Source organism: Streptomyces sp. NPDC017246, from assembly GCF_044331325.1.
GTDB lineage: Bacteria > Actinomycetota > Actinomycetes > Streptomycetales > Streptomycetaceae > Streptomyces.
Genome location: NZ_JBIRMW010000006.1, coordinates 1 through 20,450, shown reverse-complemented (window position 1 = coordinate 20,450; position 20,450 = coordinate 1). Strand labels below are relative to the sequence as shown.

The window sequence follows — 20,450 nt, the reverse complement described above, 5'->3', positions numbered from 1 at the left end:
CCCGGGGAGCCACCCCGCGCCGCCCCCGAGCTGTAGGGACCCGACAGCGACACCCGTACGCCACTGTCGGAGCTCGATTCCTCATGTCGGTGGCTGTACCGATAGGTTTTCGGATACCAGACCGCTATCGAAAGGGTGATCCGTTGAGCCGCTCGGTTCTCGTCACCGGAGGAAACCGGGGCATCGGCCTCGCCATCGCCCGCGCGTTCGCCGAGGCCGGCGACAAGGTCGCGATCACGTACCGGTCGGGTGAGCCGCCGGCCGGCTTCCTGGCCGTCAAGTGCGACATCACCGACGGTGAGCAGGTCGATCAGGCGTACAAGGAGATCGAGGAGCGGCACGGTCCGGTGGAGGTCCTCGTGGCCAACGCCGGCGTGACGAAGGACCAGCTCCTCATGCGGATGTCCGAGGAGGACTTCACCTCCGTCGTCGACACCAACCTCACCGGCACCTTCCGGGTCGTCAAGCGTGCCAACCGCGGGATGCTGCGCGCCAAGAAGGGCCGCGTCGTCCTGATCTCCTCGGTCGTCGGTCTGCTGGGCTCCGCGGGCCAGGCCAACTACGCCGCCTCCAAGGCCGGCCTGGTGGGCTTCGCCCGCTCCCTCGCGCGTGAGCTGGGCTCCCGCAACATCACCTTCAACGTCGTCGCCCCTGGTTTCGTCGACACCGACATGACCGCGGTGCTCACCGACGAGCAGCGCGCGGGCATCGTGTCCCAGGTGCCGCTGGGCCGTTACGCCCAGCCGGAGGAGATCGCCGCCGCGGTGAAGTTCCTCGCCTCCGACGACGCCTCGTACATCACTGGAGCCGTCATCCCGGTTGACGGCGGATTGGGCATGGGTCACTGATCACCATGAGCGGAATTCTCGAGGGCAAGCGCATCCTGATCACCGGTGTGCTGATGGAGTCCTCCATCGCCTTCCACACCGCGAAGCTGGCCCAGGAGCAGGGTGCGGAGATCATCCTCACCGCCTGGCCGCGTCCGTCGCTGACGGAGCGCATCGCCAAGAAGCTTCCCAAGCCCGAGAACGTCAAGGTCCTCGAGCTCGACGTCTCCAACGACGAGCACCTCGCGCGTCTGGAGGGCCAGGTCCGCGAGCACCTCGGTGACCGTCTCGACGGCATCGTGCACTCGATCGGCTTCGCCCCGCAGGACGCGCTCGGCGGCAACTTCCTCAACACGCCGTTCGAGTCGGTCGCCACGGCCATGCACGTCTCCGCCTTCTCGCTGAAGTCGCTGACGACGTCGCTGCTGCCGCTGATGACGGAGGGCGGCGCCGTCGTCGGCCTCACCTTCGACGCGCAGTACGCCTGGCCGCAGTACGACTGGATGGGTCCGGCCAAGGCCGCCCTTGAGGCCACCAGCCGCTACATGGCCCGCGACCTGGGCAAGCAGAACATCCGCTGCAACCTGATCTCGGCGGGTCCGATCGGTTCGATGGCCGCCAAGTCCATCCCGGGCTTCAGCGAGCTGGCCGCGGTGTGGGACAGCCGTTCCCCGCTGGAGTGGAACCTGGCCGACCCGGAGCCGGCGGGCAAGGGCGTCGTGGCGCTGCTCTCCGACTGGTTCCCGAAGACGACGGGCGAGATCGTCCACGTCGACGGCGGTCTGCACGCGATCGGCGCGTAACCGCTTCTCCACGACACGAAAGGGCCGTGTGCCGCTCCCTCGGGGGCAGCACACGGCCCTCGTCGTTCCGCAACTCCTGCCCGACTCGAAAAGTCGCGCGAATCACCCCAGACTGAGGCAGAGCGTGATGTTCCTGCTGCTGATGGGGAGGAGGTACGGGCATGCGCGCGATACGTCACGGGTTCGGCGCGTTCGCCTCCGTCGCCGTTCTGCTCACCGGGATCGCCGTCGCCGCCGAGGTGCGGGCCGCCCCGGCTCCGGCCGAGGAGCTCCCCGTCACCACCCCGCCGGCAGAGGAACGGGAGAACTTCGGCGCCTCCTGCCGCACCGTCGTCCAGGGCTCCCGCGTCACCGCCCACTGCCAGAACCCCTACCCGGGCACGGACCGGGTCCGCCTCCACGTCGAGTGCGAGCGCTGGTGGGACGTCGACAGCGACAGCGCCCCCGTGGACGTCGGCCCCGCCGACTACGGCACGCTCACCGGCCGCTGCTGGAAGGAGGTCCGGTCCGCCTGGCTCACCCACCAGCCGGCGGACCGGCCTCCGGAGCCGGCTCCGGTACGGGGCTCCTGAGGCACAGGAAGGGGTAACCGGCCGCTTCCGTACCGGCCCGCTCCGCGTCGCCGTCCCGGATCGCGTCCACCAGGCGCGCGTGGTCCATGTGGTTCTCGGGCCGCAGTACCTGCCCCACGTCGTCCCGGAGCCAGTCCCGCAGCAGATCGCCCAGGTCCGCGTAGAGCTCCGTGAGCACCTCGTTGCCCGAGGCGGCGACGACCGCGTGGTGGAAGGCGGCGTCGACGGTCACGAACCGCTCCGCGTCGCCGGACTCCCACGCCTCCTCGCGCCGTACGAGCAGGGCGTTCAGCTGCTTCAGATCGCGCTCGGTGCGCCGCCCGGCGGCGAACCGGGCGGCCGCGGACTCCAGGGTCGAGCGCAGCTCGGCCACGTGCCGGGGGTCGGAGCCGGCGAAGCGCCGGTGCATGACGCCGGCCAGTTCGCTGGTGGCGACGACGTACGTCCCGGAGCCCTGGCGGATGTCGAGCAGCCCGTTGTGCGCGAGTGCCCGTACCGCCTCGCGCACGGTGTTGCGGGCCACTCCCAGCTGTTCGACCAGCTCGGGTTCGGTCGGGATGCGTGAACCCACCGGCCACTCGCCGGAGGTGATCTGGTTCCGCAGCTCGGTGATCACCTGATCGGAGAGGCCTGCGCGCCGGGGGTGGCCGAGGGCCATGAAGCACCTTCCCATTCGTTCGAGATTGGACAACCAATCATCCCATGATTCTATGATGGCCTCATGCCTGACGAGCCCAAGACCCTCGAACCCACCGCACGACCTGCCGGAACCCTCGCTCCGGCGGCCACCGTGGCGCCGCCCGGAGCGGCCGCCACCGCCGGAGATTCTCCCGCACCGGGCCGGGCGCACCGCTGGACCCTCGGCCTCGTCACGCTCGGACTCGTCCTGGCGGCGCTGAACCTGCGCCCCGCCATCACCAGCCTCGGCGCGCTCCTCGAAGAGGTCAGCGCGGACCTCCACATGAGCGGCACGGTCGCCGGCGTCCTCACCTCCGTACCGCCGCTCTGCTTCGCGGTCTTCGGCATCACGGCCCCGCGCCTCGCCCGGCGCTTCGGCCCCGCGGCCGTCGTCTGCGCCGGCATGGCCGCGATCTTCGCGGGCCTCGCCCTGCGGCCCTTCGCCGGCGGCACGGTCGGCTTTCTCGCCGCCAGCGCCCTCGCCCTCATGGGCATCGCCGTCAGCAACGTCCTGATGCCGGTCATCGTCAAGCGGTACTTCCCCGACCGCATCGGCAGCATGACCGGCCTCTACTCCCTGGCCCTCGCCCTTGGCACGTCCATCGCGGCGGCCGCGACCGTCCCGATGACCCAGGCCCTCGGCGGGGACTGGCGCATCGGCCTCGGCGTCTGGGCGGCCGTCGCCGCGCTGGCCGTCCTGCCCTGGATCCCGCTCGTCCGCGACCGCGCCACCGCCGGTACGGGCATGCGTACGAGCACCGGCACCGGCACCGACGTCGGGAACAAGAGCAAGGCCGGAGCCACGGCCGGGACCACGGCCGAGAAGACCGCCGCCGCCCCGCTGCGCATCACCCGCAGCCGCACCGCCTGGGCCCTCGGCTGCTTCTTCGGACTCCAGGCCACCGGCGCCTACATCACCATGGGCTGGATGCCGCAGATCTTCCGCGACTCCGGCGTCCCCGCCTCCACCGCGGGCGTGCTCCTCGCCGTCACGATGGTCATGGGCGTCCCGCTCGCCTTCGTGATCCCGCGCCTCGCCACCCGGATGAGGAACCAGGGTCCGATCGTCGTCGCGCTCGGCCTGTGCGGCCTCAGCGGCTACACCGGCCTCTTCCTCGCCCCGGCCTCCGGAGCCTGGGTCTGGGCCGTGCTGCTCGGCATCTCCAACTGCTCGTTCCCGCTCGCCCTCACCATGATCGGCATGCGCTCGCGCAGCGGCGCCGGAGTCGTCCGGCTCTCCGCCTTCGCGCAGAGCGTCGGCTACCTCATCTCCATCCCCGGACCGCTCCTCGTCGGCGTGCTCTACCAGCACAGCGGAGGCTGGGGACTGCCGATCGCCCTCATGGGCGGTCTGATGGTGCCGCAGATGATCGTCGGCACCCTGGCGGGCAGGGACCGGACGGTCGAGGACGAATGCTGAGATGCGAGACTGTCGCCATGCCAGTTCTCGAACCCAATCCCCCGAACGGCCAGAAGAAGCTGCTCCTCGTCTTCGGCGCGATGATCGGCATCACGCTCGTCATCTCCGTGATCGCCTCGATCGCCTCCCCGTGAGACGGGCTCACCCCGACCCGGGGTAGGGCTGACCCCCGTATCCCCTAGGGGGCGGGTGTCAGGGTGAAGTGGGTGGATCACCGGATGGGCCGACGAGCCCGCGATCCCTAGGTTGGAGACAACAGGGAAAGCGAGCTCTCACCCACGGAGGCGGTCATGACGGCCCGTACGTACACCCGCGTCCGACCGGCCGCGACCGGCGTCGACACCCGGCTGCCCTGGTGGGCCCTCGCCCTTCCGGCGGCCGCTTTCCTCGCCCTTCTGCTGCTCATGACCGGGTCGGGTGAGGTCCATGCGCCCCTGGGTGACGCCGGGGCCGGCCGGGTCCTGGAGCGGATCCGGCAAACGCTCTCTCTCTGAGTCGGTGTGAGCCGTTTCGTGCGAAGCTGATGACCATGAGCGTCGACACACCCCGCAGGATCGTGCTGCTTCGACACGCGAAGGCGGACTGGAACCAGGAGTCCGACCACGAGCGCCCCCTCGCCGACCGGGGCCGCGCGGACGCCCCCGTGGCGGGCCGCAGGCTCGCCGAGACCGGCATCGCCTTCGACCTGGCCCTCTGCTCGACCGCCACCAGAACACGCGAGACCTGGAAGCTGGCCGTGCAGGCACTGCCGGAGCGCCCCAAGACCGTGTACGAGGACCGGCTGTACGAGGCCTCGCTCGGCGAGCTCATCGCCCTGCTCAACGAGACCTCGGAAGACGTCTCCGACATCCTGGTCATCGGCCACAACCCCGGGATGCACGCCCTCGCCGACGCCCTCGCCGGCGACGCGGAGGGCGACCTCCTGGCCCGGATGAGCCGCAGCGGCTTCCCGACCTCCGCCTTCGCCGTCCTCACCTTCAACGGCTCCTGGAAATCCCTGGAGCACGGCGCCGGACGACTCGTCGACTTCTGGACCCCGCACGCCTGATCGGCACGCCCGACCCGTGCGGCTCGGCCGTGCGAGGCGACTCGGCCGTTCGAGGCGTCCGGCCGCACGAGGCGCCCGGGCAGTACGAGGGGGCCCCAGCCGTACGGGAAAGGGCCCGGTCGTCAGCGGACGACCGGGCCCTCTCCTCTGCGATTCAGTGCAGCAGGTCCTCGCCGCCGTCCGCCGCCTCGACCTCTTCGCGGGTGATCCCCAGCAGGTACAGCACGGTGTCCAGGAAGGGCACGTTCACCGCCGTGTCCGCCGCCCTGCGCACCACCGGCTTCGCGTTGAACGCCACGCCGAGACCGGCCGCGTTCAGCATGTCCAGGTCGTTCGCCCCGTCGCCGATCGCCACGGTCTGCGCCAGCGGCACGCCCGCCTCCGTGGCGAACCGGCGCAGCAGCCGCGCCTTGCCCGCCCGGTCCACGATCTCGCCGGTCACCCGGCCGGTGAGCTTGCCGTCCACGATCTCCAGGGTGTTGGCCGAGGCGAAGTCCAGCCCGAGCCGCTCCTTCAGATCGTCCGTGACCTGGGTGAACCCGCCGGAGACGACGCCGACCTGGTAGCCGAGGCGCTTCAGCGTACGGATCAGGGTCCGGGCCCCGGGCGTCAACCGCACCTCGGCACGGACCTTGTCGACCACCGAGGCGTCGAGTCCGGCGAGCAGCTCCACGCGCGCGTGCAGCGACTGCTCGAAGTCCAGCTCGCCGCGCATCGCGGCCGCCGTCACCTCGGCGACCTTGTCCTCGCAGCCGGCGTGCGCCGCGAAGAGCTCGATCACCTCGTCCTGGATCAGCGTCGAGTCGACGTCCATGACGACGAGCCGCTGGGCCCGCCGGTGCAGCCCGGCGGAGACCACGGCCACGTCGACGCCGATGGTGTGCGCCTCGGTGGCGAGCGCGGTCCGCAGCAGCTCCGTCTCACAGCCGGAGACGGCGAACTCGACGGCGGTGACCGGGTACTTCGCCAGCCGGAAGATACGGTCGATGTTGCCGCCGCTCTCCGCGATCCTGGCCGCTATGGCAGCCGTCTGCTCCGCGGTGATCGGGTTGCCGAGCACGGTGACGTGAGAGCGGCCCTCGCCCCGGGGACGGTTGTCGCCCGTGCCGGAGATGATCTCCGCCTGGAGCTTCAGCGACTCGGCCCAGCTGTGCACGGTGGCCCTGAGCTCGCCCTGCGAGGCGACGGTCGGCTCGGTGACGAGCGCGCACAGGACGAGGCGGCCCCGGGAGACCACCTGCTCGATGTCCACGACGTCGACGGAGTAGGCGGCGAGGGTGTCGAAGAGTCCCGCGGTGATCCCGGGACGGTCCTTCCCGAAGATCTTGACGAGAAGGGTGGGAACGTCTGAGGTCTGCGATGCGCTCATGGTGCTTCCACCGTATCGGGCACCGCGTGCCACCCGACCCCCCGTCCCGCCCAGCGGACACCCGAGTGGTCGCGGCCTCGCCCGAAAGCACCCCGAAACGGTTCCCGGGGCTTGTCCGCCGGGTCTTCACACGGCCCGACTTTCCGATACGGGACCGGGCCTGAAATAGTTCCCCAGGATGATTCGCCATCCCTGGACTCCCAGCGACGGGGGTACATCGGGGGACAAGTAGTGGGGCATGGAGTGCCAGAACTCGTACTGGAATTGAACGGCAGGACCTGGACGCTCGATCCGTCCAGGTCGTACACCCTCGGCCGCGACCCGCAGGGCGACCTGGTGATCGACGACGCCAGGGTCTCGTGGCGTCACGCCACCATCAGCTGGGGCGGTCGGAGTTGGGTCATCGAGGACCACGGCTCGACCAACGGCACGTTCCTGCAGGGGCAGCGGATCCACCAGGTGGAGATCGGCCCCGGTTCGGCCGTCCACCTCGGCAACGCGACCGACGGCCCGCGGCTGAATCTCGCTGGTGCCCCGGCCCAGCAGCAGGCGCAGGCGGCCCACCAGCAGGCCGCGCCCCAGGCGCCGGCCCATCAGGTCCCCGCCCATCAGGCCGCAGAGCAGGCCGAGTGGATCACGCACCAGGCCCCGCCGCAGCATCAGGCTCCGCAGCAGCCGAACTGGCAGCAGCCGGCCCCGCCGCACGTGCCGCGGCAGGCGCCCCAGCAGCAGGTCCCGCACCAGCAGGGACACGGCCGGCCCGGCGCCCCCGCGGGTGCGTCGTCGGCGTACGCCGACCGCAGCCCCACCACGTTCCACCAGCTGGCACTCGGCCATGTCATGCGCATCGGCCGTGCCCTCGAGAACGAGCTGGTCGTCTCCGACCTCCAGGTCTCGCGGCACCACGCCGAGTTCCACGCGACGCCCGACGGACGCTTCGAGATCCGCGACCTCGGCTCGCACAACGGCACGTACGTCAACGGCCAGCCGATCACCAAGGGCGGCACCGCCCTCCTCGGCCCGCAGGACATCGTCGGTGTCGGTCACTCGACCTTCCGGCTCGTCGGCGGCCAGCTCGAGGAGTTCGTCGACACCGGCTCGGTCTCCTTCTCGGCCCGCCACCTCACGGTCACGGTCGAAGGCGGCAAGCAGATCCTCAAGGACGTCACCTTCGGCGTCCCGGAGAAGTCGCTCATCGGCGTCATCGGCCCGTCCGGTTCCGGAAAGTCCACGCTGCTCAAGGCGCTGACCGGCTACCGCCCGGCCAACGAGGGCGATGTCCTCTACGACAACCGAAGCCTCTACAAGCAGTTCGCCGAGCTGCGCCAGCGCATCGGTCTGGTCCCGCAGGACGACATCCTGCACAAGGAGCTGACCGTCCAGAAGGCGCTGCGCTACGCGGCCAAGCTCCGCTTCCCCGGCGACACCGCCGAGGTCGAGCGCGAGGCCCGGATCGACGAGGTGCTGCGCGAGCTCAAGCTCGACATCCACCGGGAGAAGAAGGTCACCTCCCTCTCCGGTGGTCAGCGCAAGCGCGTCTCGGTCGCCCTGGAGCTCCTCACCAAGCCGTCGCTGATCTTCCTGGACGAGCCGACCTCCGGCCTCGACCCGGGCATGGACCGCGATGTCATGCAGCTGCTCCGCGGGCTCGCCGACGACGGCCGTACGGTCCTCGTCGTCACCCACTCGGTGGCCGAGCTGGGCCTCTGCGACAAGCTCCTCGTGATGGCCCCCGGCGGCTCGGTGGCGTACTTCGGTCCGCCGGAGGAGGCGCTGAACTTCTTCGGCTACTCCACCTGGGCCGATGTCTTCTCCGCCTTCGAGAACTACCGCGACTACGACTGGGCGGGCCGCTGGAAGGGCTCGCAGCACTACCAGATGTACGCCGCGGACATCGACGCCGTCGCCGCGCAGCCGGTCCAGATGCCGCAGCAGGCGATGTCCCGGCCGCCGAAGCCGCAGGGCTGGGGCTCCCAGCTGTGGACCCTGATCCGCCGCTACGTCTCCGTCATCGCCTCCGACAAGGGCTTCCTGGGCCTGATGGTCATCCTGCCCGCCGTCCTCGGCGCGGTCTCGGTGGTCATCCCGGCCGACTTCGGCCTCGGCTCGCCCAAGGCGCCGTCCCGCTTCAACGGCGACGCCGGCACGATCATGCTGATCCTCGCGGTCGGCATGTGCTTCAGCGGCGCGGCCAACTCCGTCCGAGAGCTGATCAAGGAACGGGTCATCTACGAACGCGAGCGGGCCACCGGCCTCTCCCGCTCGGCGTACCTGATGTCCAAGGTCATCGTGCTCGGCCTGATCACGGCCTTCCAGGGCGTCATCATCTGCGGCATCGGCTTCTCCACCCGGGCGCTGCCCGAGGAGGGCCTGTTCATGCCCCCGGCCGTCGAGCTGTGCATCCAGGTCATCGCCCTGGGCCTCACCTCGATGATGTTCGGCCTGGTCATCTCCGCGCTGGTGAAGACCGCCGAGAAGACCATGCCGCTCCTGGTCATGTTCGCGATCATCCAGGTCGTGTTCACCGGCATCCTCTTCCAGGTCTACAGCTCGCCCGGCCTGGAGCAGTTCGCCTGGCTCATGCCCTCCCGCTGGGGCATCGCCGGTGCCGGCACCACCCTCGACCTGGCCCGTCTGATGCCGCCGTGGGACCCGAAGAACCCCACGGACACCGACCCGCTCTGGGAGCACACGGTCGGCCAGTGGAGCCTCGACCTCGGCATCCAGCTGTTCATGGCGGCCGTCTGCTGCGTCGCCGTGGCGCGACTGCTGCGCCGCCACGAGCCCGAGGTCATGCGCAAGTGATCAGCTGAGAGACCGGTACGCCGAAGGGCGGCACCCCCAGTGCGGGGGGTGCCGCCCTTCGGCGTAGGACAGCGGACCGAGTGCGATCAGTACGCGCTGTTGACGTTGTCGATCGAGCCGTAGCGGTCGGCCGCGTAGTTGGCGGCGGCGACGATGTTGGCGACCGGGTCGTACTGGTCGAACGCGGTGCCGGCCACGTGGTAGGTCTTGAAGGTCGGGTAGATGACCTGGAGCAGACCCTTGGACGGGATGCCGTTGATGGCGTTGATGTCCCAGTTGTTGATGGCCCGCGGGTTACCGCTGGACTCACGCATGATGTTCTTGTGCAGGCCGTTGTAGCTGCCCGGAATGTTGTGCTTGTCCATGATGAACAGCGCCTCGCGGATCCAGCCGTCGAGGTTGTTCGCGAAGACGGGGGTACGGGCGACGGAACGGCTCGCGGCCGTCTTCGCCGCGGCACGCTTCTTCGCGTCGGCCTTCGCCTTCGCCGCGGCCTTCGCCTTGGCGTCCGCCTTCGCCTTCGCGGCGGCCTTGGCCTTCGCGTCCGCCTTCGCCTTGGCGGCGGCGGTGGCCTTCGCCTGTGCGTCGGCCTTGGCCTTCGCCGCGGCCTCCTGCTTGGCCTTCAGGCCGATGGTGGTGTGCTGCTCGGTGACGCTGGCCGCGAGGGCCTTGGCCTGCGGGCTGTTCGCGTTGTACGACCAGGCCACCTGCTGCGTACCGGAGAGAGCCTGCGGCTCGGTCTCGGTGGAGCCGTTGCCGGGCACGAGGGAGAGGGTGAGCGCAGCGGCGCCCAGGGCGGCGACGCCGGCGATCATGGCCTTGTGGGTCTTCTTGAGACCACGACTGTGGCCAGGGGTGTTCGCAGACATAACGGACTACCTCTTCGAATCGCTGGGGGGTCGCTCCACCGGGGCGGTGTCTCGCCAGCTCGGCGGCGACGGGGGCAATTCTTAGCGGCCGCAAAATGCCCTGGCAAAGGTGTGACGTACGATCCCGGGTAGTGGATCAGGGGCCCGTGCACGGACCACAGAGGCGCCCTTATGTCGGGCTCACCCCAGCATGACCACCCCTCCGGGGGTCCACTAGGGGACTTCGTAAGTGACCTGGGTCCTATGCGCGGGCTCACATCGGGCACGTAACAAACTGACCAGCCGTTGCCTGAGCAATGCGCACAGTAAGTCCCCTCCTCTGGAAGGGGGACAGGTGCCCGGGGCACTACGACCTAGGTCCCCGGACCCCCTCCGGCGCGGTCTCCGGACGGATACGGACCGTCACGGCCCGCCGGTACGGTGAACACATGAGCCATCGACCGAGCTCCGGCCTGGCCGCCGTGAGCACCGCCCTCCTGGCGATGAGCCGCCATCTGGAGGTCCGCGACGTCCTCAAGACGATCGTCGCCTCCGCCCGCGAGCTGCTGGACGCCGAGTACGCGGCCCTGGGCGTCCCCGACGACCACGGCGGCTTCGCCCAGTTCGTGGTCGACGGCGTCAGCGACGCCCAGTGGAGGGCGATCGGCCCGCTGCCCCGGCAGCACGGCATCCTCGCCGCCATGCTCCACAAGGCCGAGCCCGAGCGGCTCGCCGACGTCCGCGAGGACCCCCGCTTCGAGGGCTGGCCGGCCGCCCACCCCGAGATGTCCGACTTCCTCGGTCTCCCCGTCAGGGACGGCGACGAGATCCTCGGCGCCCTCTTCCTCGCCAACAAGCGGTGCCCGAAGGAGACCGGCGGCTGCGGCTTCACCGCAGAGGACGAGGAACTCCTCTCGATCCTCGCCCAGCACGCGGCCATCGCCCTCACCAACGCCCGTCTCTACGAGCGCAGCCGCGAGCTCACCATCGCCGAGGAGCGCTCCCGCCTCGCCCACGAGCTGCACGACGCCGTCAGCCAGAAGCTCTTCTCGCTCCGGCTGACCGCCCAGGCCGCCGCGGCCCTCGTCGACCGCGACCCCGCCCGCGCCAAGGGCGAGCTCCAGCAGGTCGCCGCGCTCGCCGCGGAGGCCGCCGACGAACTGCGCGCCGCCGTCGTCGAGCTCCGCCCCGCCGCGCTGGACGAGGACGGCCTCGTCCACACCCTCCGTACCCACATCCAGGTCCTGGACCGCGCCCACACGGCCCGGGTCACCTTCGAGAGCCCCGGGACCCGCGCCCTGCCCGCCGCACAGGAGGAGGCCGTGCTCCGGGTCGCCCAGGAGGCTCTGCACAACGCCCTGCGCCACGCGGACGCGGAGTTCGTCACCGTCTCCCTCGCCCGGGCCGGCCAGGGCGCGCGGCTCACCGTCGCCGACGACGGCAGGGGATTCGACCCGCGTACGGTCCGCAGTGCGGGGCGCCATCTCGGCCTGGTCTCCATGCGGGACCGGGCGAGCGGCGTAGGCGGATCGCTCACCGTGACCTCGGCCCCCGGCGAGGGCACCACGATCGAGATGGAGGTTCCCGGTGGCTGACAAGCGGATCCGTGTCCTGCTGGTCGACGACCACCAGGTCGTCCGAAGAGGTCTGCGCACCTTTCTGGAGGTGCAGGACGACATAGAGGTGGTGGGGGAGGCCTCCGACGGCGCCGAGGGCGTCGCCAGGGCCGAGGAGCTCCGCCCCGACGTGGTCCTCATGGACGTGAAGATGCCCGGTACGGACGGCATCGAGGCGCTGAAGCGGCTCCGCGGGCTCGACAACCCCGCGAAGGTCCTCGTCGTCACCAGCTTCACCGAGCAGCGCACGGTGGTCCCCGCGCTCCGTGCGGGCGCCTCCGGATACGTCTACAAGGACATCGACCCCGACGCCCTGGCCGGCGCGATCCGCTCCGTCCACGCGGGGCACGTGCTGCTCCAGCCCGAGGTCGCCGGCGCGCTCCTCGCCCAGGAGGACTCGCACGGGGGTACGGGGCGGGGCTCGACCCTCACGGAGCGGGAGCGGGAGGTACTCGGCCTGATCGCGGACGGCCGCTCCAACCGGGAGATCGCCCGCGCGCTCGTCCTCTCCGAGAAGACGGTCAAGACGCATGTCTCGAACATCCTCATGAAGCTCGACCTCGCGGACCGCACCCAGGCGGCCCTCTGGGCGGTCCGGCACGGCCTCACCGACTGACGCGCCCCCCTCGCGCGCCGGGCGCACGACCGTTCAGTCCTTCATACCGTCGTGTGTATGTCCCCCGTTCGGCGCAACCTCGCGAGGGGTGCGGCGTTCTCCATGGCGTGCTGCGGCTGACCGGCCGCAGCGATGACCAGGAGGATGTACCAAGTGAAGAACCTCAAGAAGGCCGCTGCCCTCACCATGGTCGCCGGTGGCATCGTCGCCGCCGGTGCGGGTGTCGCCTCCGCCCACGGCGCCGAGGCCACGGGCGCGGCCCTCAACTCGCCGGGCGTCGCCTCCGGCAACCTGGTGCAGGTCCCGGTCCACGTCCCCGTGAACGTCTCCGGCAACACGGTCAACGTGATCGGCCTGCTCAACCCGGCCTTCGGCAACCACGCCCTCAACGGCTGAGCCACACCAAGACCCACCGGCCCCTGGGGGATCCCCAGGGGCCGGCCCCTTTTCCGGCCACAGTCCGCGCACGGCTCGAAGAGCCGCGGGAAGTGCGCGACCGGACCTCAGAACCCCCGGTCCCGCTCCCTCTCCTCCACGTACGCGTTGTACGCGGCCACCTGCGCCCGTCGCGCCACCCGCTCCACCGGCCGCAGCGCCTCCCCCCGCGCCGCCATCTCCGAAGCGCTCACCGCGCCCCCGTGGCCGTGGTCGTACGCCAGGTCCACGAGCAGTCCCACCCGCTGCGCCAGCTCGAGGACCCGGACCGCGCGCGGCGGGTATCCCGGTGCCAGCACCTCCCGGCCCACCTCCGCCCGCGCCCGGTACGCCTCGCGGGCCGCGTCCGCCGCCGGGCCCGAGGCCGCCACGTCCAGCCGGGTCAGGACCGACGTCGCGTCCCGCAGTGCCTCCGCCAGCTCCCGCTCGGCCTCGCCGAGCGACGGTACGTCCGCCGGCGGAGCCTCCCGTACCGCCAGACAGCGCCACACCACTTCCACGTGCACGTCGCCCACCGGCCCCGCCTCCGAGACCTCGGGCACGAGACCGTACGGCGCGCCGTGGCCCACCGCCGCCTCCTCCGCCTCCAACGCGCGCGCGTTGAAGTCCGGCGGTCCGCTCAGCCCCAGCGGATGCCCGGGCGCGGGCAGCGCCACCCGCCACCCGGTCACCCCGAGCCGCCGCAGCCGGCCGAGCGCCAGCGTCAGCCCCACCGGCCGCGCCTCACCCGGCAGCCCCTCCACGCGGTGCACCGCGTCCTCCCCGACAATGGCCAGCGCCGCCTCGTCCGGCGACACCGCCCCGGCCAGCAGGGCATTGCCCCATGCGGCCAGGCGTCCTGAGCGTGGTTCCGAAAGCATCCCCCAAGACTAGGGCGCGTCCGGGGACTCAAAGGAAGCCCTAGGGACCGGCCCGCTCCGTCGATAACGTAGGTTTTCCCCTGGACGCCGCGCCCACCGGCGCAAGGCGACGACACGACTCGACCGCAAGGGGAGACAACGCGCTCATGAGCGATGTACTGGAGCTGGTGGACGTATCCGTGGTCCGCGACGGACGGGCTCTGGTGGACGAGGTCTCCTGGTCGGTCAAGGAGGGCGAGCGCTGGGTGATCCTCGGACCCAACGGCGCCGGCAAGACCACCCTTCTGAACATCGCCTCCAGCTACCTCTTCCCCACCAAGGGCACCGCCCACATCCTGGGCGAGCGGCTCGGCGGCGTCGGCACGGACGTCTTCGAGCTCCGTCCCCGCATCGGCATGGCCGGCATCGCCATGGCGGAGAAGCTCCCCAAGCGCCAGACCGTCCTGGAGACCGTCCTCACCGCCGCGTACGGCATGACCGCCACCTGGCACGAGGACTACGACCCGGTCGACGAGCAGCGCGCCAAGGCCTTCCTCGACCGCCTCGGCATGAACGACTACCTGGACCGCAGGTTCGGCACCCTCTCCGAGGGTGAGCGCAAGCGCACCCTGATCGCCCGCGCGATGATGACCGACCCCGAGCTCCTCCTCCTCGACGAGCCCGCCGCCGGTCTCGACCTCGGTGGCCGCGAGGACCTCGTCCGCCGTCTCGGCCGTCTCGCCCGCGACCCGTACGCCCCCTCCATGATCATGGTCACCCACCATGTCGAGGAGATCGCGCCCGGCTTCACCCACGTCCTGATGATCCGTCAGGGCAAGGTGCTCGCCGCCGGCCCGGTGGAGATGGAACTGACCTCGCGCAACCTCTCGCACTGCTTCGGCCTGCCGCTCGTCGTCGAGCGTGTCGGCGACCGCTGGACCGCCCACGGCCTGCCCCTGAAGTAGCGGACGGAGCGCCGGCGTCCCGCACAGCCGCCCGCGCCCTGTCCCGGAGCACCCCACCCGCCCTACCATGACCATGTGGACATCGACGCATGGCTCTGGTGGCTGATCGGCGCGGTGGGGCTCGGCATTCCGCTGGTCCTGACCGCGATGCCCGAGTTCGGCATGTTCTCCGTCGGAGCGGTCGCGGGGGCGGTGACCGCCGCCCTCGGCTTCGGCATCGTTCCCCAGGTGCTCGTCTTCGTCGTCGTCTCGGTGGCACTCATCGCGGTGGTTCGCCCGATCGCCGCCCGTCACCGCGACGACAGGCCCCGACTCGCCACCGGAATCGACGCCCTGAAGGGCCGTCAGGCCGTGGTCCTGGAACGGGTCGACGGCGACGGGGGCCGCATCAAGCTCGCCGGGGAGATCTGGTCCGCGCGCACGCTCGACATCGGGCAGAGCTTCGAACCGGGCGAACAGGTCGACGTGGTGGACATCGACGGGGCGACCGCCGTGGTCATGTGACCGAACCTCGCCCATGACGCTCCGCCATCTGGGAAACTCGATCATCGAAAGCAACCCGGCAGACAACCGGCAGCGAAGGGCACGGGGAACACGATGTCAGCAGTCATCATCGTCCTGATCATTCTGGTGGTGCTCGTCTTCATCGCCCTGATCAAGACGATCCAGGTCATTCCGCAGGCGAGCGCGGCGATCGTGGAGCGCTTCGGTCGCTACACCCGCACGCTCAACGCGGGACTGAACATCGTCGTCCCGTTCATCGACTCGATCCGCAACCGGATCGACCTGCGGGAACAGGTCGTCCCGTTCCCGCCGCAGCCGGTGATCACCCAGGACAACCTCGTCGTCAACATCGACACGGTCATCTACTACCAGGTGACCGACGCGAGGGCCGCGACGTACGAGGTCGCCAGCTACATCCAGGCGATCGAGCAGCTCACCGTCACCACCCTGCGCAACATCATCGGCGGCATGGACCTGGAGCGGACCCTGACCTCCCGCGAGGAGATCAACGCGGCCCTCCGCGGCGTCCTCGACGAGGCCACCGGCAAGTGGGGCATCCGCGTCAACCGCGTCGAGCTCAAGGCGATCGAGCCGCCGACCTCCATCCAGGACTCGATGGAGAAGCAGATGCGCGCCGAGCGCGACAAGCGCGCCGCGATCCTCACCGCAGAGGGCACCCGCCAGTCCGCGATCCTCACCGCAGAGGGCGAGAAGCAGTCCGCGATCCTGCGCGCCGAGGGCGAGTCCAAGGCCGCCGCCCTGCGCGCCGAGGGCGAGGCCCAGGCCGTCCGCACGGTCTTCGAGGCCATCCACGCCGGCGACCCCGACCAGAAGCTGCTGTCGTACCAGTACCTCCAGATGCTCCCGAAGATCGCCGAGGGCGACGCCAACAAGCTCTGGATCGTGCCCAGCGAGATCGGCGACGCCCTCAAGGGGCTCTCGGGCGCCTTCGGCAACAAGGACGGCAGCGTCCCCGGCTTCAACACCAAGGGCGGGACCGAAAGGCGAGACGAACCGCCGGTTGACTGACACGTACACGTAATCCTCGTGCATGATCGGTGCGAGCCCCTCGACCCCGGCGACGCCAGGGCGGGGAGGCGACTCACTGACCATGTAAGGAGATGGCGTTGTCCATCTGGGAAGCCCTGGCAGTCTTCGGCGCCGGCATCGGCGCCGGCACCATCAACACCATCGTCGGATCGGGAACGCTCATCACGTTCCCGGTCCTTCTCGCGACCGGACTCCCGCCGATCACCGCGAACGTCTCCAACGCCCTGGGCCTGGTGCCCGGTTCCATCAGCGGAGCCATCGGCTACCGACGCGAACTCAAGGGCCAGAAGCGCCGCATCCTCCGCCTCGGCGCCGTCGCCCTCCTCGGCGGCCTCATCGGAGCGATCCTGCTCCTCGCGCTGCCGTCCGAGGCCTTCGACGCGATCGTCCCGATCCTCATCGGCCTCGCGCTCGTCCTGGTCGTGTTCCAGCCCCGGATCTCCGCCGCGGTCAAGCGCCGCCGCGAACAGACCGGCACCGAGGCCCACCCCGACGGCGGCCCCGTCCTCCTCGTCGGCCTCTTCCTCGCCAGCATGTACGGCGGATACTTCGGCGCCGCACAAGGCGTGCTCTACCTGTCGCTGATGGGCCTGCTGCTCCACGACACCCTGCAGCGGATCAACGCCGTCAAGAACATCCTCGGCGCCCTGGTCAACGGCGTCGCCGCCGTCTTCTTCCTCTTCGTAGCCGACTTCGACTGGACGGCCGTCCTGCTCATCGCCGTCGGCTCCACCATCGGCGGCCAGATCGGCGCCAAGGTCGGCCGCAAGCTGCCGCCCACCGTCCTGCGCGGAGTGATCATCGCGGTCGGCATCGTGGCGATCGTCCAGCTGACCCTCCGCTAGCCCCCACGACGGAAGGGCCCGCCTCCCCTCACCGGGGAAGGCGGGCCCACACCGTACGAGACCGGGTCACGCGGCCGCCTTCGCCAGCCACTCCGGGAGCTCCGAGCGCTCGCTCGCCCGCATCGCCAGCAGCATCGCGTCCGCCGGCGTCGGCTCGAACGGCTGGAAGAGCAGCGGCATCCCCGCCTCCTCCGGCGTCCGGGCGGCCTTGCGGTGGTTGTCCTCGGCGCAGGAGGCGACCGTGTTCAGCCAGCTGTCCGCACCGCCCTGGGCGCGCGGCACCACGTGGTCGACGGTCGTCGCCCGCCGCCCGCAGTACGCGCACCGGTGCTGGTCCCGGACCAGCACCCCCCGTCTCGACCACGGTGCCTGTCTTCGGAACGGCACCCGTACGTAGCGGCAGAGCCTGATCACCCGCGGCACCGGAAGATCGACGGCGGCACCTCGCACCCGCAGATCGGGATGGGCGTGCTCGACGACGGCCTTGTCCGTCAGGACGAGCACCACCGCACGGTTGAGCGTGACCGTCGACAGCGGCTCGAAGCTCGCGTTGAGTACCAGTGTGTCCCGCATTGTGCCCACCTCCCGTGTGCAGGCCCGGCCCCGGAGCGGGGCGGTGGGGCCTGGATCAACGATGGCCGGGCCGGCCGGGGTCGGACAACGCAATATTTCCCGCGCAACAAAAGATGCCCGCTTCTGATCTCTCCAAGACCAGAAGCGGGCAAACAACAAACGAACGATCAGACTGCCGCGGGAGCCGCGTACTCGCCGATCAACTGGGCACGCCCCAGCGTGTGGAACCGCAGGTTGAACCCGACCGCCGCCGGCGACACATCACCGTCGGGACCGAGCTTCTCGCTGTCCACCGCGTACACCGTGAACACATAACGGTGCTCCTCTCCCGCCGGGGGAGCGGCACCACCGAAGTCCCGCGAGCCGTAGTCGTTCCGGACGTGCACGGCCCCGGCCGGCAGCCCCTCGAACGACCCCGACCCGGCACCGGCGGGCAGCTCCGTCACGGACGCCGGGATGTCGAACAGCACCCAGTGCCAGAACCCGCTGCCCGTCGGGGCGTCCGGGTCGAAGCACGTCACGGCGAAGCTCTTCGTCCCCGCCGGGAACCCCTCCCAGCGCAGCTGCGGCGAGGTGTTCCCCGCCGCGTACACCTGAGCGTCCTTCAGGACCCCGCCCGGCGCGATGTCGTCGCTCACCACGGTGAACGCCTCCACCGGCGGATGGAAGTCATGGGGGAGAGGCGCCCTCTTGCCCTCGGACACGTCGAAACCTCCGTATCGCCCGTACTGCCTCAGCGGCCTTTACGGGGCCGAGCCTAGAGCCAGTTGCGACGGCCGCCGACCTCGGCGAGCCACTGGTTCAGGTATGCCGCCCAGTCGGTCGTGTGGAAGTCGTGCAGACCCACCTTGAAGGCGCGGAAGGAGTCACTGCCCTCACCGAACAGACCCGGCTTCTTGTCCATCTCCAGGACGACGTCCATCTCACGGTCGTCCGCGACGAAGCTGACCTCGACCTGGTTCAGACCCCGGTACTGCTGCGGCGCGAAGAACTCGATCTCCTGGTAGAAGGGCAGCTTCTGGCGCGTCCCCCGGATGTGCCCGCGCTCCATGTCCGCGCTCTTGAAGCGGAAGCCCAGCTGCAGGAACGCGTCCAGGATCGCCTGCTGCGCCGGCAGCGGGTGCACGTTGACCGGGTCCAGGTCACCGGAGTCGACGGCGCGGGCGATCTCCAGCTCGGTGGTCACCCCGATGTGCATCCCGCGCAGCTGCTGCCCGGAGACGGAGGTCACCGGCGTCTCCCAGGGAATCTCCAGACCGAACGGCACCACGTGCACCGCGCCGGCCTTGACCTCGAAGGCACCGCCCAGACGCACCTTGACGAATTCGATGTCCTGCTTGTGCTCCTGGTCGCCGCCTTCCACCTCGACCCGCGCCTGCAGCCCGACGGAGAGCCCCTCGATCTGCTGGTCGACACTGCCGCCCTGGATGCGCACCTCACCCTGGACGACACCGCCCGGGACCACGTTCTCCTCGGTGAGCACCGTCTCCACGGTGGCCCCACCGGCACCCAGGCTCGCGAGCAGCTTCTTGAATCCCATGACCTTCACTCCTTCTCAGTCCTGACCCCTACATACGCGCGACGACCGTAGCCGGTTCCCCACCGGGTCCCACTACGCTCGGGCGCCATGAGCGACAGCCCCGACCGTACGCCGCTCCCGCGGGCCTTCTTCGACCGCCCGGTCCTCGATGTCGCCCCCGACCTGCTCGGCCGCACACTCGTCCGCCGTTCACCCGGAGGACTGATGGAACTGCGCCTTACGGAGGTGGAGGCGTACGCCGGCGCGATCGACCCCGGCTCGCACGCCTTCCGCGGACGCACCGCACGCAACGCCGTCATGTTCGGCCCGCCGGGACACGCGTACGTCTACTTCACCTACGGCATGTGGCACTGCCTGAATCTGGTGTGCGGCCCGGAGGGAGAGGCGAGCGGGGTTCTGCTGCGCGCGGGGGAGATCCTGAGCGGCACCGAGCAGGCACGTCCCCGCCGCCGCTCCGCCCGGCACGACCACGAGCTGGCCAAGGGCCCCGCCCGCCTGGCCACGGCCCTCGACATCGGCCTCTCCCTGAACGGCACCGACACCTGCGCGGGCCCGGACGCACCCCTCACTCTCCTTACGGGCACCCCGCCGGCCCCGGCACACATCCGCAACGGCCCCCGTACGGGCGTCGGCGGTGACGGCGCCCCGCGCCCCTGGCGCTTCTGGATCGGCGACGACCCCACGGTGAGTCCGTACCGACCCCATACGCCCCGGAAACGCCCACTTGACTCGGGCCGTCCGACCGCCTAACGTAGCCCGAGCAGCTGGTTACGGGCCTGCTTGTTCAAGCACCCCGCAGCTGCCACCCACTACTCAAGATGTCCCCAGCAGGGGCTTATTTCGGCATGCCGGAATTCGAATTCGAATGACTCGATTATGAGTCGCCGATGAAATCAGCTAACGTAGTGAACACGCCGAGAGGCAAAAGGCAGCCAACAGGCCACCGGATACAAACTCCGAACCGGAAACGGAACGGAAAACGATCTGGTAAGGTTGGAAACACGAAGGGAAGCCCGGAGGAAAGCCCGAGAGGGTGAGTACAAAGGAAGCGTCCGTTCCTTGAGAACTCAACAGCGTGCCAAAAATCAACGCCAGAT

General features: G+C 70.1%; 24 protein-coding genes. 16 read left to right on the top strand and 8 right to left on the bottom strand.

Features of this window, described 5'->3' with window-relative positions:
- Positions 1–143: 143 nt before the first annotated feature.
- The 3 genes from fabG to ACH4MY_RS15395 all read left to right on the top strand — a co-directional run bounded on the left by fabG (position 144) and on the right by ACH4MY_RS15395 (position 2,202).
- Positions 144–848 carry a 3-oxoacyl-[acyl-carrier-protein] reductase gene (gene fabG / locus ACH4MY_RS15405; protein WP_398002809.1) on the top strand — a complete coding sequence of 235 codons (705 nt, stop codon included), beginning with the start codon at positions 144–146 and terminating at the stop codon, positions 846–848.
- Between the two features lie 5 nt (positions 849–853).
- Positions 854–1,630 carry an enoyl-ACP reductase FabI gene (fabI, locus tag ACH4MY_RS15400; protein ID WP_327161292.1) on the top strand — a complete coding sequence of 259 codons (777 nt, stop codon included), beginning with the start codon at positions 854–856 and terminating at the stop codon, positions 1,628–1,630.
- Between the two features lie 161 nt (positions 1,631–1,791).
- Positions 1,792–2,202, top strand: a complete 411-nt coding sequence (locus ACH4MY_RS15395) for a hypothetical protein (RefSeq protein ID WP_398002806.1) — start codon at positions 1,792–1,794, stop codon at positions 2,200–2,202.
- Here the strand turns inward: ACH4MY_RS15395 and ACH4MY_RS15390 are convergent.
- The gene (locus ACH4MY_RS15390) at positions 2,147–2,860 is read right to left on the bottom strand and encodes a FadR/GntR family transcriptional regulator (protein WP_398002803.1); all 714 of its coding nucleotides are present in this window, start codon (positions 2,858–2,860) and stop codon (positions 2,147–2,149) included. The two genes, ACH4MY_RS15395 and ACH4MY_RS15390, sit on opposite strands and share 56 nt — an antisense overlap.
- A 63-nt stretch (positions 2,861–2,923) precedes the next feature.
- Between ACH4MY_RS15390 and ACH4MY_RS15385 the strand changes: the two genes are divergently transcribed.
- The 4 genes from ACH4MY_RS15385 to ACH4MY_RS15370 all read left to right on the top strand — a co-directional run bounded on the left by ACH4MY_RS15385 (position 2,924) and on the right by ACH4MY_RS15370 (position 5,348).
- Positions 2,924–4,300: a CynX/NimT family MFS transporter gene (locus ACH4MY_RS15385; RefSeq protein ID WP_398002800.1), complete on the top strand. Its 1,377-nt coding sequence runs from the start codon at positions 2,924–2,926 to the stop codon at positions 4,298–4,300.
- 17 nt (positions 4,301–4,317) lie between these two features.
- Entirely contained in the window at positions 4,318–4,434 is a 117-nt protein-coding gene (locus tag ACH4MY_RS15380; protein WP_398002797.1) for an SGM_5486 family transporter-associated protein, read from the top strand.
- Between the two features lie 156 nt (positions 4,435–4,590).
- Positions 4,591–4,794, top strand: coding sequence for a hypothetical protein (locus tag ACH4MY_RS15375; protein WP_398002794.1), 204 nt, complete (start codon positions 4,591–4,593; stop codon positions 4,792–4,794).
- Between the two features lie 35 nt (positions 4,795–4,829).
- Positions 4,830–5,348, top strand: coding sequence for a SixA phosphatase family protein (locus ACH4MY_RS15370; RefSeq protein ID WP_398002791.1), 519 nt, complete (start codon positions 4,830–4,832; stop codon positions 5,346–5,348).
- A 154-nt stretch (positions 5,349–5,502) separates the two neighbouring features.
- Here the strand turns inward: ACH4MY_RS15370 and serB are convergent, their stop codons facing one another.
- The gene (serB, locus tag ACH4MY_RS15365) at positions 5,503–6,717 is read right to left on the bottom strand and encodes a phosphoserine phosphatase SerB (RefSeq protein ID WP_398002788.1); all 1,215 of its coding nucleotides are present in this window, start codon (positions 6,715–6,717) and stop codon (positions 5,503–5,505) included.
- A 231-nt stretch (positions 6,718–6,948) separates the two neighbouring features.
- Between serB and ACH4MY_RS15360 the strand changes: the two genes are divergently transcribed.
- Complete coding sequence (locus ACH4MY_RS15360; protein ID WP_398002785.1) at positions 6,949–9,522, top strand: FHA domain-containing protein; 2,574 nt, start codon at positions 6,949–6,951, stop codon at positions 9,520–9,522.
- An 86-nt stretch (positions 9,523–9,608) separates the two neighbouring features.
- Here ACH4MY_RS15360 and ACH4MY_RS15355 read toward each other — a convergent pair whose 3' ends face one another.
- Positions 9,609–10,391 (bottom strand): transglycosylase SLT domain-containing protein, encoded by a 783-nt coding sequence (locus ACH4MY_RS15355; protein ID WP_398002782.1) that lies wholly within the window; start codon positions 10,389–10,391, stop codon positions 9,609–9,611.
- A 428-nt stretch (positions 10,392–10,819) separates the two neighbouring features.
- On the opposite strand from ACH4MY_RS15355, the gene ACH4MY_RS15350 reads away from it, so the two are divergent.
- From ACH4MY_RS15350 to ACH4MY_RS15340, 3 genes are all read left to right on the top strand, one after another.
- The gene (locus ACH4MY_RS15350) at positions 10,820–11,965 is read left to right on the top strand and encodes a GAF domain-containing sensor histidine kinase (protein ID WP_398002779.1); all 1,146 of its coding nucleotides are present in this window, start codon (positions 10,820–10,822) and stop codon (positions 11,963–11,965) included.
- Positions 11,958–12,602 (top strand): response regulator, encoded by a 645-nt coding sequence (locus tag ACH4MY_RS15345; protein ID WP_398002777.1) that lies wholly within the window; start codon positions 11,958–11,960, stop codon positions 12,600–12,602. The genes ACH4MY_RS15350 and ACH4MY_RS15345 overlap by 8 nt, the downstream gene beginning before the upstream one ends.
- Positions 12,603–12,755: 153 nt before the next feature.
- Entirely contained in the window at positions 12,756–12,998 is a 243-nt protein-coding gene (locus ACH4MY_RS15340) for a chaplin (protein ID WP_329277313.1), read from the top strand.
- Between the two features lie 107 nt (positions 12,999–13,105).
- Here the strand turns inward: ACH4MY_RS15340 and ACH4MY_RS15335 are convergent, their stop codons facing one another.
- A complete protein-coding gene (locus tag ACH4MY_RS15335; protein ID WP_398002774.1) occupies positions 13,106–13,897 on the bottom strand; it encodes a hypothetical protein in 792 nt (263 codons plus the stop codon).
- A 146-nt stretch (positions 13,898–14,043) separates the two neighbouring features.
- Here ACH4MY_RS15335 and ACH4MY_RS15330 point away from each other — a divergent pair, with 146 nt between their 5' ends.
- From ACH4MY_RS15330 to ACH4MY_RS15315, 4 genes are all read left to right on the top strand, one after another.
- Positions 14,044–14,841, top strand: coding sequence for an ABC transporter ATP-binding protein (locus tag ACH4MY_RS15330; RefSeq protein WP_398002771.1), 798 nt, complete (start codon positions 14,044–14,046; stop codon positions 14,839–14,841).
- 75 nt (positions 14,842–14,916) lie between these two features.
- Positions 14,917–15,345 carry an NfeD family protein gene (locus tag ACH4MY_RS15325; RefSeq protein WP_398002768.1) on the top strand — a complete coding sequence of 143 codons (429 nt, stop codon included), beginning with the start codon at positions 14,917–14,919 and terminating at the stop codon, positions 15,343–15,345.
- Positions 15,346–15,438: 93 nt separating this feature from the next.
- Complete coding sequence (locus ACH4MY_RS15320; protein ID WP_398002766.1) at positions 15,439–16,374, top strand: SPFH domain-containing protein; 936 nt, start codon at positions 15,439–15,441, stop codon at positions 16,372–16,374.
- A gap of 92 nt (positions 16,375–16,466) precedes the next feature.
- Complete coding sequence (locus tag ACH4MY_RS15315) at positions 16,467–17,240, top strand: sulfite exporter TauE/SafE family protein (RefSeq protein WP_398002764.1); 774 nt, start codon at positions 16,467–16,469, stop codon at positions 17,238–17,240.
- Between the two features lie 66 nt (positions 17,241–17,306).
- Here the strand turns inward: ACH4MY_RS15315 and ACH4MY_RS15310 are convergent, their stop codons facing one another.
- The 3 genes from ACH4MY_RS15310 to ACH4MY_RS15300 all read right to left on the bottom strand — a co-directional run bounded on the left by ACH4MY_RS15310 (position 17,307) and on the right by ACH4MY_RS15300 (position 19,353).
- Complete coding sequence (locus ACH4MY_RS15310) at positions 17,307–17,813, bottom strand: HNH endonuclease (RefSeq protein WP_398002761.1); 507 nt, start codon at positions 17,811–17,813, stop codon at positions 17,307–17,309.
- A 167-nt stretch (positions 17,814–17,980) separates the two neighbouring features.
- On the bottom strand, positions 17,981–18,517 hold the full coding sequence (locus tag ACH4MY_RS15305) for a YbhB/YbcL family Raf kinase inhibitor-like protein (protein WP_398002759.1): 537 nt from the start codon (positions 18,515–18,517) through the stop codon (positions 17,981–17,983).
- A 53-nt stretch (positions 18,518–18,570) separates the two neighbouring features.
- A complete protein-coding gene (locus tag ACH4MY_RS15300; protein ID WP_398002757.1) occupies positions 18,571–19,353 on the bottom strand; it encodes a sporulation protein in 783 nt (260 codons plus the stop codon).
- Positions 19,354–19,440: 87 nt separating this feature from the next.
- Here ACH4MY_RS15300 and ACH4MY_RS15295 point away from each other — a divergent pair, with 87 nt between their 5' ends.
- Positions 19,441–20,103 (top strand): DNA-3-methyladenine glycosylase, encoded by a 663-nt coding sequence (locus ACH4MY_RS15295; protein ID WP_398002754.1) that lies wholly within the window; start codon positions 19,441–19,443, stop codon positions 20,101–20,103.
- Positions 20,104–20,250: 147 nt separating this feature from the next.
- On the opposite strand, the gene ACH4MY_RS15290 is transcribed toward ACH4MY_RS15295, so the two are convergent.
- Positions 20,251–20,450 (bottom strand): hypothetical protein (locus ACH4MY_RS15290; RefSeq protein ID WP_361405967.1); only part of this gene is annotated, 200 nt, incomplete at its 5' end.

Bases quoted from the DNA above. Each gene is read 5' to 3' on its own strand.
- ACH4MY_RS15355 (WP_398002782.1), bottom strand. From the start codon at position 10,391: ATGTCTGCGAACACCCCTGGCCACAGTCGTGGTCTCAAGAAGACCCAC.
- ACH4MY_RS15315 (WP_398002764.1), top strand. From the start codon at position 16,467: ATGGCGTTGTCCATCTGGGAAGCCCTGGCAGTCTTCGGCGCCGGCATC.
- fabI (WP_327161292.1), top strand. From the start codon at position 854: ATGAGCGGAATTCTCGAGGGCAAGCGCATCCTGATCACCGGTGTGCTG.
- ACH4MY_RS15390 (WP_398002803.1), bottom strand. From the start codon at position 2,860: ATGGCCCTCGGCCACCCCCGGCGCGCAGGCCTCTCCGATCAGGTGATC.
- ACH4MY_RS15300 (WP_398002757.1), bottom strand. From the start codon at position 19,353: ATGGGATTCAAGAAGCTGCTCGCGAGCCTGGGTGCCGGTGGGGCCACC.
- ACH4MY_RS15395 (WP_398002806.1), top strand. From the start codon at position 1,792: ATGCGCGCGATACGTCACGGGTTCGGCGCGTTCGCCTCCGTCGCCGTT.
- ACH4MY_RS15310 (WP_398002761.1), bottom strand. From the start codon at position 17,813: ATGCGGGACACACTGGTACTCAACGCGAGCTTCGAGCCGCTGTCGACG.
- ACH4MY_RS15335 (WP_398002774.1), bottom strand. From the start codon at position 13,897: ATGCTTTCGGAACCACGCTCAGGACGCCTGGCCGCATGGGGCAATGCC.
- ACH4MY_RS15385 (WP_398002800.1), top strand. From the start codon at position 2,924: ATGCCTGACGAGCCCAAGACCCTCGAACCCACCGCACGACCTGCCGGA.
- ACH4MY_RS15295 (WP_398002754.1), top strand. From the start codon at position 19,441: ATGAGCGACAGCCCCGACCGTACGCCGCTCCCGCGGGCCTTCTTCGAC.
- ACH4MY_RS15330 (WP_398002771.1), top strand. From the start codon at position 14,044: ATGAGCGATGTACTGGAGCTGGTGGACGTATCCGTGGTCCGCGACGGA.
- serB (WP_398002788.1), bottom strand. From the start codon at position 6,717: ATGAGCGCATCGCAGACCTCAGACGTTCCCACCCTTCTCGTCAAGATC.
- ACH4MY_RS15370 (WP_398002791.1), top strand. From the start codon at position 4,830: ATGAGCGTCGACACACCCCGCAGGATCGTGCTGCTTCGACACGCGAAG.
- ACH4MY_RS15375 (WP_398002794.1), top strand. From the start codon at position 4,591: ATGACGGCCCGTACGTACACCCGCGTCCGACCGGCCGCGACCGGCGTC.
- ACH4MY_RS15380 (WP_398002797.1), top strand. From the start codon at position 4,318: ATGCCAGTTCTCGAACCCAATCCCCCGAACGGCCAGAAGAAGCTGCTC.
- ACH4MY_RS15320 (WP_398002766.1), top strand. From the start codon at position 15,439: ATGTCAGCAGTCATCATCGTCCTGATCATTCTGGTGGTGCTCGTCTTC.
- ACH4MY_RS15350 (WP_398002779.1), top strand. From the start codon at position 10,820: ATGAGCCATCGACCGAGCTCCGGCCTGGCCGCCGTGAGCACCGCCCTC.